At 60.8% G+C, this 9,715-nt stretch carries 8 protein-coding genes; 1 reads left to right on the plus strand and 7 read right to left on the minus strand.

Going from position 1 to position 9,715, the window contains the following annotated elements:
• A partial coding sequence (locus PMI37_RS26435; protein WP_008086914.1) for an anti-sigma factor occupies positions 1-261 on the plus strand: 261 nt, incomplete at its 5' end.
• Between the two features lie 120 nt (positions 262-381).
• Here the strand turns inward: PMI37_RS26435 and fdhA are convergent.
• From fdhA to PMI37_RS26470, 7 genes are all read right to left on the minus strand, one after another.
• Entirely contained in the window at positions 382-1,581 is a 1,200-nt protein-coding gene (fdhA, locus tag PMI37_RS26440) for a formaldehyde dehydrogenase, glutathione-independent (RefSeq protein WP_008086916.1), read from the minus strand.
• Between the two features lie 153 nt (positions 1,582-1,734).
• Entirely contained in the window at positions 1,735-2,592 is an 858-nt protein-coding gene (purU, locus tag PMI37_RS26445; protein ID WP_008086918.1) for a formyltetrahydrofolate deformylase, read from the minus strand.
• 234 nt (positions 2,593-2,826) lie between these two features.
• A complete protein-coding gene (locus tag PMI37_RS26450) occupies positions 2,827-3,459 on the minus strand; it encodes a sarcosine oxidase subunit gamma (protein ID WP_008086919.1) in 633 nt (210 codons plus the stop codon).
• A 131-nt stretch (positions 3,460-3,590) separates the two neighbouring features.
• Positions 3,591-6,608 (minus strand): sarcosine oxidase subunit alpha, encoded by a 3,018-nt coding sequence (locus PMI37_RS26455; protein WP_008086920.1) that lies wholly within the window; start codon positions 6,606-6,608, stop codon positions 3,591-3,593.
• Entirely contained in the window at positions 6,605-6,934 is a 330-nt protein-coding gene (locus PMI37_RS26460; protein ID WP_008086922.1) for a sarcosine oxidase subunit delta, read from the minus strand. The genes PMI37_RS26455 and PMI37_RS26460 overlap by 4 nt, the downstream gene beginning before the upstream one ends.
• A gap of 14 nt (positions 6,935-6,948) precedes the next feature.
• On the minus strand, positions 6,949-8,199 hold the full coding sequence (locus PMI37_RS26465; RefSeq protein ID WP_003206307.1) for a sarcosine oxidase subunit beta: 1,251 nt from the start codon (positions 8,197-8,199) through the stop codon (positions 6,949-6,951).
• 20 nt (positions 8,200-8,219) lie between these two features.
• Positions 8,220-9,473, minus strand: a complete 1,254-nt coding sequence (locus PMI37_RS26470) for a serine hydroxymethyltransferase (RefSeq protein WP_008086924.1) — start codon at positions 9,471-9,473, stop codon at positions 8,220-8,222.
• Positions 9,474-9,715 lie beyond the last annotated feature (242 nt).

The following is a 9,715-nucleotide window of genomic DNA, read 5'->3' on the forward strand; positions in this document are numbered from 1 at the left end:
GGGGGGGGGGAGCCGCTGACACTGGCTGCCGTCGCGCCTGATCGCAGCCTGGAACTGTGGGTGATTCCCGCCGACGGCAAACCGATCTCGCTGGGTGTGATCCCGGTGGGGGGCAAGGGTAAAGTCGAGTTGAGCGAGGCGCAGAGGGTGTTGATTGGTCAGCCGATTGCGCTGGCGGTGAGTCTGGAGCCGAAGGGTGGTTCGCCGACCGGGCAGCCGACTGGGCCGGTTCTGTATCAAGGGGCGCTGGCGGCTCTCTGAGTGCATAAAGTCAAAAGATCGCAGCCTTCGGCAGCTCCTACATCGATCCGTGTAGGAGCTGCCGAAGGCTGCGATCTTTTGATCTTAAAAAAAGGCGACCCGAAAGTCGCCCTCTCTTACTTACGCCGCACTAAACAACTTATGCGGATCAATCACAAACTTCTTCGGCACGCCCGCATCGAACTCGCCATACCCTTCCGGCGCCTGATCCAGACTGATCACCTGCACGCCGACCACTTCGGCGATATTGATGCGATCCCACATGATCGCCTGCATCAACTGGCGGTTGTACTTCATCACTGGGGTCTGGCCGGTGTGGAAGCTGTGGGACTTCGCCCAGCCCAGTCCGAAACGAATGCTCAGGCTGCCCATTTTTGCAGCGGCATCCACAGCACCCGGATCTTCGGTCACGTACAGGCCCGGGATACCGATTTTGCCCGCTACGCGCACCACGCCCATGAGCGAGTTGAGCACGGTGGCCGGGGCTTCCGATTTCGCGCCGTCGTGGCCATGACCGCGTGCTTCGAAGCCGACGCAGTCCACCGCGCAGTCGACTTCCGGCTCGCCGAGCAGCGCGGCGATCTGTTCGTGCAGCGGTGCATCTTTCGACAGGTCGACGATTTCAAAACCTTGCGCCTTGGCGTGGGCCAAGCGGATGGTGTTGACGTCGCCGATGATCACCACCGCAGCACCCAGCAGACGTGCTGAAGCAGCAGCGGCCAGGCCGACCGGGCCAGCGCCGGCGATGTAAACGGTGCTGCCCGGGCCGACGCCGGCAGTGACCGCGCCGTGGTAACCGGTCGGGAGGATGTCGGAGAGGCAGGTCAGGTCGCGGATTTTCTCCATGGCCTTGTCGCGGTCCGGCAGTTTCAGCAGGTTGAAGTCGGCGTAGGGCACCAGCACGTACTCGGCCTGGCCACCGGTCCAGTCGCCCATGTCGACATAACCGTAAGCGCCGCCGGCACGGGCCGGGTTGACGGTCAGGCAGACGCCGGTGTGTTGCTCCTTGCAGGAACGGCAGCGCCCGCAAGCGACGTTGAACGGTACCGAGACCAGATCACCGATTTTCAGGTTTTCGACGTCGGAGCCTTTTTCGATCACCTCGCCGGTGATCTCGTGGCCCAGCACCAGACCGGTCTGCGCCGTGGTACGGCCGCGCACCATGTGTTGGTCGGAGCCGCAGATGTTGGTGGAAACCACTTTGAGAATGACCCCGTGCTCGATCTTGCGACCGCGCGGGTCCTGCATTTTCGGATAGTCGATTTTCTGTACTTCGACCTTGCCCGCGCCGAGATACACCACACCACGATTGCCAGACATGCTTTCACCTCGCTGTTGTTTTTATGGAACCGCGTTGCCCAGGCAGGCAGCGCGTTAAATGCTCGGTAAATCAAAAGATCGCAGCCTTCGGCAGCTCCTACATGAATCGCACCCTCCTGTAGGAGCTGCCGAAGGCTGCGATCTTTTAGCGATTTAAAGAACGACCGTGCGATTGGCGTTCAAAAACACCCTTCTTTCGATGTGATAACCCACGGCCCGCGCCAGTGTCAGGCCTTCAATATCGCGCCCCTTGGCAATCAGATCCTCAGGGTAATGACTGTGATCCACCGCCTCGACGCCCTGGGCAATGATCGGCCCTTCATCCAGATCGTTATTGATGTAATGCGCCGTCGCGCCGACCAGTTTCACGCCTTTGTTGTAGGCCTGGTGATACGGCTTGGCGCCCTTGAAACCCGGCAGCAGCGAGTGATGAATGTTGATCGCCTTGCCATCGAGCTTGCGGCACAACTCCGGCGACAGCACCTGCATGTAGCGGGCGAGGATCACCAGTTCAGCGCCGGATTCTTCGATCACCTGCCACACCTGACGCTCCTGCGACGGCTTGTCGTTGGGGTCGAGGGGGAAATGGTAGTAGGGAATCTGGTGCCAGTCGGCCAGTGGCTTCAAATCCGGGTGGTTGGAGACCACCGCCGCGACGTCCATCGACAACTGGCCGATGCGCTGGCGATAAAGCAAATCGTTGAGGCAGTGATCGGCCTTGGAGACCATGATCACCACTTTTGGCCGGTAGTTCGGCGCGGTCAGCTCGAAGATCATGCCAAAGGCCTGGCCACGTTCGGCCAAGCCTGCGCGGAAGGACTGCTCGTCGAAGCCATCCGGCTGGCGGAATTCCACGCGAATGAAGAAGCGCCCGGAGAGGCGGTCATCGAACGAGTGGTGCTCGGTGACGTAGCAACCCTGCTCGAACAGAAAACGCGTGACCGCGTCCACGGTGCCGAGGACGCTGGGGCAGTCGGCGGTCAGAATCCATGTGTCTGGGGCGCGGCTCATGGTGCGGTGACTCCTGTTACAACAACGGTGAGCAGAGTGAACTCTGAACTGGGCTGACCTGTGCTGAACTGCTTTTGTGGCGAGGGGATTTATCCCCGATGGGTGGCGAAGCCGCCCCAAAAACAATCACCGCGGTTTATCAGGTAGATCGTATTCACAGGTTTTGCGACTGCTTCGCAGCCGAACGGGGATAAATCCCCTCGCCACAGAAGCAGGCACGATAGCCATTCAGTGTCAGGCCTGGACGCTGAGGCCGTACTCGGCCGATGCATCCTGCAACCACAACCACCAGTAATCCGAAAAGCTGCGACGGATCAGCAGTTCCCAAGTGTCTTCCGCCGTATGCCGAATCATCAGCTGCGACTTGGCGAACACCGTGCCGACCGCTTTACCCACCGGAAAGTTATTCGGATGCACGTCATAACTGGTCGACTTCATCAGCACCTGACGCACGTTCGGCCCGCTCAGTTCGAGCACTTGCTGGCCGCCGCTGACGTTGACGATCGCGATGTGCAGATCGCCCAGTGCTTCACGCAGTTTCTGTTCGGCGGCGAACTCTTCACCGCTAGGCACGATCAGCAGCCACTCGTCCGGCCCCATCCATTGCAGGCTGGTTTCACCTTTGACGATGACGCTCAGCGCGCCGGGCAGTTCGATGCCCAGGGCCTTGTGCACACCGGCGGCGAACGCGGCATCGTGGCCATCGCCACGAATGGTCAGGTGGCCGAGGAGTTTCTTTTCACGCACGATCACGCCGGCGTTCTTGCGGCCCTTGCCGACCAGGCTGGCGAGGTCGGCATGGTGCAGCGACGACTCGGCCTTGGCACCGGTGGTCGGGCGTTGTTGGTAAACATTGGCTGTGGTCATAAAGCACCTTTGCTGAATTTGATCGTTCCCACGCTCTGCGTGGGAATGCCGCCATGGACGCTCTGCGTCCGCTCTTGGGACGCAGAGCGTCCCGGGATGCATTCCCACGCGGAGCGTGGGAACGATCAGTGTCAGATGTTCTGGCGATCACCCTTCGGATCAAAGAACACCGAAGACACGATTTCCGCCTCGATCACGCTGCCATCGGCCAGCGGTGCAAACACCCGCTCACCGAGGCGCTTCAGACCGCCCTTGACCACACCCATGGCAAACGAATAACCGAGGGAGTTGTGCGCGTAACTGGAGGTCACGTGGCCGACCATGGTCATCGGGATCGCCTGCTTGGTGTTGAACACCAACTGCGCACCTTCCGGCAACCACACGTTCGGATCGATCGGCTTCAGACCGACCAGTTGCTTACGCTGATCTTTCACGCAATCTTCACGGTTCATCCCACGCTGGCCGATCCACGAGAACGGTTTGGTGCGACCCACGCACCAGCCCATGTTCAAGTCGTCCGGGGTCATCGAACCGTCAGTGTCCTGACCAACGATGATGAAACCCTTCTCGGCACGCAGTACGTGCATGGTTTCAGTGCCGTACGGCGTCAGGTTGTACTGCTTGCCGGCCTCGACAATTTTCTCCAGCACGCCCATCGCGTAGTCGGCCTGCACGTTGACTTCGTACGACAGCTCACCGGTGAACGAGATGCGGAAGACCCGCGCCGGCACGCCGCCGACCAGACCATCTTTCCAGGTCATGAACGGGAAGGCTTCGTTGCTCAGATCAATGTCGGTCACGGCGCTGAGCAGCTTGCGGCTGTTCGGCCCCGACAGGGTCATGGTCGCCCAGTGGTCGGTGACGGAGGTGAAGTAGACCTTCATGTCCGGCCATTCGGTCTGGTGGTACAGCTCCAGCCATTGCAGCACGCGCGCCGCGCCGCCAGTGGTGGTGGTCATGACGAAATGGTTGTCGGCCAGACACGCCGTGACACCGTCGTCGAAGACCATGCCGTCTTCTTTGCACATCAAACCGTAGCGAGCCTTGCCCACGTCGAGCTTGGTCCAGGCGTTGGTGTACACGCGGTTGAGGAACTCGCGGGCATCCGGACCCTGGATGTCGATCTTGCCGAGGGTCGAGGCGTCGAGCAGGCCGACACTGTCGCGCACGGCTTTGCATTCGCGCTTCACGGCGGCATGCAGATCTTCGCCGTTTTTCGGGAAGTACCAAGGACGTTTCCACTGGCCGACGTCTTCAAACTCTGCGCCATTTTTCACATGCCAGGCATGCAGGGCGGTGTGACGCACCGGTTCGAAGATGTGCCCACAGTGACGACCGGCCACGGCGCCGAAAGTCACCGGCGTGTAGTTCGGGCGGAACATCGTGGTGCCCATCTGCGGGATGGTCACGTTCAGCGAGCGGGCCGCGATGGCCAGACCGTTGACGTTGCCGAGCTTGCCCTGATCGGTGCCGAAGCCCAGCGCGGTGTAGCGTTTGACGTGCTCGACCGACTCGAAACCTTCACGAGTTGCCAGCTCAATGGCAGCAGCGGTCACGTCATTTTGCAGGTCGACAAATTGCTTCGGCGCCCGTGCGGTGTTCTTTTCATGCGGCACCTGGAACAGCGCCAGCGTCGGTTCTTCGTGACGGCTCAGGGCTTTCGGCAGCACGCCTTCGACGGTCTGAAAACCGGCTTCAGCAGCAGCGCGCACGCCACCTTCAAAACCGTCAGCCAGCGAATCGCCGAGACCGTAAACACCGTTGATGCCGCCGACGCATACGCGCTTCTGCGGTGCTTCGCCCGGTACAAAACCGAGGATGTCTTCACGCCAGGTCGGCTTGCCACCCAAGTGCGAAGCCAAGTGAACGACCGGGCTGTAACCGCCGGAACTGGCAACCACATCGCAGTCGAGCCATTCGCCCGGACTGGTCACGGCGTGGGCTTTGACATCAATCGCAGCAACGCGGGCAGCGGTGACGCGTTTGCTGCCACGGGCCTCGATCACGGCGCTGCCAGTGAGAATCCGAATACCTTTGGCGCGGGCTTCTTCTACCAGTGCACCACGCGGATTGCTGCGCGCATCGGCGATGGCCACCACTTGCAGACTGGCATCGAGCCAATCCAGAGCAACGCGGTAGGCGTGATCGTTGTTGGTCGACAGCACCAGTTTCTTGCCCGGTGCCACGCCATAACGGCGTACGTAAGTCGACACCGCACCAGCAAGCATGTTGCCCGGCACGTCGTTGTTGCCGTAAACCAGCGGACGCTCGCAAGCACCGGTCGCCAGCACTACACGTTTGGCGCGAACGCGGTGAATGCGCTGACGCACCTGGCCAATCGGCGCGCGGTCACCGAGGTGATCGGTGAGACGTTCGTGAATGGTCAGGAAGTTGTGGTCGTGGTAACCGTTGACCGTGGCGCGCGGCAACAGCAGCACGTCCGGGGTGTTCTTCAGTTCTGTGATGACACTGGCGACCCAGTCCATCGCCGGTTTGCCGTCGAGACTTTCGCGGGAATCGAGCAGGCTGCCGCCGAACTCTTCCTGCTCATCGGCAAGAATCACTCGGGCACCGCTGCGCGCAGCGGCCAAGGCAGCGGCGAGACCGGCCGGGCCAGCGCCGACGATCAGCACGTCGCAGTGCTGGTTCATGTAGTCGTAGGTGTCCGGATCGACTTCGGTCGGCGAACGGCCCAGACCGGCAGCCTTGCGAATGTACTTTTCGTAAGTCATCCAGAACGATTGCGGGTACATGAAGGTTTTGTAGTAGAAACCCGGCGGCATCAGCTTGCCGCCGACCTTGCCGAGAATGCCCATCATGTCGTTGTTGACGCTCGGCCAGCCGTTGGTGCTGGTCGCCACCAGACCTTGATACAGCGCCTGCTGCGTGGCGCGCACGTTGGGGATTTGTGTAGCTTCGGTAGCGCCGATCTGCAGCACCGCGTTCGGCTCTTCGGCACCGGCGGCGAAGATGCCGCGCGGACGCGAATACTTGAAGCTGCGGCCAATGATGTCGACGCCGTTGGCGATCAGCGCGGCGGCCAGCGAGTCACCCTCGAAGCCTTTGTAGCTCTGACCGTTGAAGGTGAAGCTCAGCACTTTGTTGCGGTCGATCCGTCCACCGTTGGACAGGCGATTGGTCTGGCTCATACCTTCTCTCCCAGCGCCGTCGTGGCTGTTTTCGCCGAATCAGCCTTGTCGGTGAATTGCGGCTTGGTGCCGATCTTGTAGGTTTCGAGAATCTCGTAGGTCACGGTGTCGCGGGTGACGTTGAAGTACTGGCGGCAACCGGCAACGTGATCCCACAGCTCGTGATGCAGACCGCGCGGGTTATCGCGAAAAAACATGTAGTCGCCCCACTCTTCATCAGTGCAGGCGGCTGGATCGAGCGGACGCGGAATGTGCGCCTGGCCGGATGCGTGGAATTCCTCTTCGGAGCGCAGTTCGCCGCAGTGAGGACAGAAGATATGCAACATGGGGATTTCTCCTGTTAGTGGGCAACCGCAGCAGCGCCGTGTTCATCGATCAACGCACCGTTGTGGAAACGGTCGATGGAGAAAGGTGCGGCCAACGGGTGCATTTCACCCTTGGCCAGACTCGCGGCAAACACGTTGCCCGAGCCAGGTGTGGCCTTGAAGCCACCGGTGCCCCAACCGCAGTTGAAGAACATGTTCGGTACCGGGGTTTTCGAAATGATCGGGCACGCGTCCGGCGTGGTGTCGACGATGCCGCCCCACTGACGGTTCATGCGTACGCGCGACAACACCGGGAACATCTCGACGATGGCCTGAATCGTGTGCTCGATCACCGGGTACGAACCGCGCTGGCCGTAGCCGTTGTAGCCGTCGATACCGGCGCCGATCACCAGGTCGCCCTTGTCGGACTGGCTGATGTAACCGTGCACGGCGTTGGACATGATCACGCTGTCGATAATCGGCTTGATCGGCTCGGACACCAGCGCTTGCAGCGGGTGGGATTCGATCGGCAGACGGAAACCGGCGAGCTTGGCCATGTGCCCGGAGTTACCGGCCGTGACCACACCGACGCGCTTGGCGCCGATGAAACCCTTGTTGGTTTCAACACCGATGCACACACCGTTTTCCTTACGGAAACCGATCACTTCGGTCTGCTGGATCAAGTCCACGCCCAAAGCATCGGCAGCACGGGCAAAGCCCCAGGCCACGGCATCGTGACGGGCGACGCCGCCGCGACGCTGAACGGTCGCACCCATCACCGGGTAGCGGGTGTTTTTCGAGCAGTCGAGGTACGGAATTTCGTCAGCGACTTGCTTGGCGTTGAGCAGTTCGCCATCGACGCCGTTGAGGCGGTTGGCGCTGACCCTACGCTCGGAATCACGGATGTCCTGCAGGGTGTGGCACAGGTTGTAGACGCCACGCTGGGAGAACATCACGTTGTAGTTGAGATCCTGCGACAGGCCTTCCCACAATTTCATCGCGTGTTCGTAAAGATGCGCCGACTCGTCCCACAGGTAGTTGGAGCGCACGATGGTGGTGTTGCGCGCGGTGTTACCGCCGCCCAGCCAGCCCTTCTCGACCACGGCGACGTTGGTGATGCCGTGTTCTTTCGCCAGATAGTAGGCCGTCGCCAGACCGTGCCCGCCGCCGCCGACAATGACCACGTCGTAGACCTTCTTCGGCGTTGGCGTGCGCCACATGCGCTGCCAGTTTTCGTGGTGGCTGAGGGAGTGTTTGAAGAGGCCGAAGCCCGAATAGCGTTGCATAGTCAGTTACTCCAGAACACTCAGCGATAAACCGGGAAGTCTGCGCACAGGGCCGACACTTGCTGGGCAACATTGGCCTCGACATCGGCATCGCCGAGGTTGTCGAGGATGTCGCAAATCCAGCCAGCCAACACTTCGCACTGAGTCACCTTGAAACCGCGAGTAGTGACCGCCGGGGTACCGATGCGCAGACCCGAGGTCACGAACGGCGATTGCGGGTCGTTCGGCACGGCGTTCTTGTTGACGGTGATGTGCGCGCGGCCAAGGGCGGCGTCGGCATCTTTGCCGGTCAGGCCCTGACGGATCAGGCTGACCAGGAACAAGTGGTTGTCGGTGCCGCCGGACACTACATCGTAGCCACGTTTGATAAACACGCTGGCCATCGCCTGAGCGTTGTCGATCACTTGTTGCTGATAAGCCTTGAAGCCAGGCTCCAGCGCTTCCTTGAAGCACACCGCTTTACCGGCGATGACGTGCATCAGCGGGCCGCCCTGAGCGCCGGGGAATACGGCGGCGTTGAGCTTCTTCTCGATCTCTTCGTTGGACTTGGCCAGGATCAAGCCGCCACGTGGACCGCGCAGGGTTTTGTGCGTGGTGGTGGTGACCACGTCGGCGTACGGCAGCGGGTTCGGGTACAGACCGGCGGCGACCAGACCGGCGACGTGGGCCATGTCGACGAACAGCAGCGCGCCGACTTTGTCAGCGATCTGACGGAAGCGCGGGAAGTCGAGGGTCTTCGAGTAAGCGGAGAAACCGGCAACGATCATTTTCGGCTTGGATTCGACGGCTAGACGTTCGACTTCGTCGTAATCGATCAGCCCGGTGTCGGTGTTGATGCCGTACTGCACAGCGTTGTAAAGCTTGCCCGAGGACGACACTTTGGCGCCGTGGGTCAGGTGACCGCCGTGAGCGAGGCTCATGCCGAGGATGGTGTCGCCCGGTTGGATCAACGCCAGGTAAACAGCGCTATTGGCCGAGGAACCGGAGTGCGGCTGGACGTTGGCGTAATCGGCGCCGAACAGTTGCTTGGCGCGTTCGATGGCCAGTGCTTCGACTTTATCGACGTGCTCGCAGCCACCGTAGTAGCGCTTGCCCGGGTAGCCTTCGGCGTATTTGTTGGTCAGGCCGCTGCCTTGCGCTTCCATCACGCGTTTGCTGGTGTAGTTCTCTGACGCGATCAGCTCGATGTGATCTTCCTGACGTTGCTCCTCGGCATTCATCGCCGCCAGCAGTGCATCGTCGTAACCCTGGATCTGGTCTTGCTTGCTGAACATCGCGTCTCTCCCAGCGGCATCTGTGCGCCATTCGTCTCGGTAAGGCACCGGCAATCACGGCAGTGCCCTTTGATGCCGATGGTATGACCGGCGCAGACAGCTCAAATGCCTGCGCGCGCCACGCAAAGGTGCGTTTACGACATGGCTGAAAATGACCCAAAGAATGCATCCCCCTGTAGGAGCTGCAGAAGGCTGCGATCTTTTGACTTTGATTTCCAAGATCAAAAGATCGCAGCCTTCGG

This window comes from Pseudomonas sp. GM80 (assembly GCF_000282515.1).
GTDB lineage: Bacteria > Pseudomonadota > Gammaproteobacteria > Pseudomonadales > Pseudomonadaceae > Aquipseudomonas.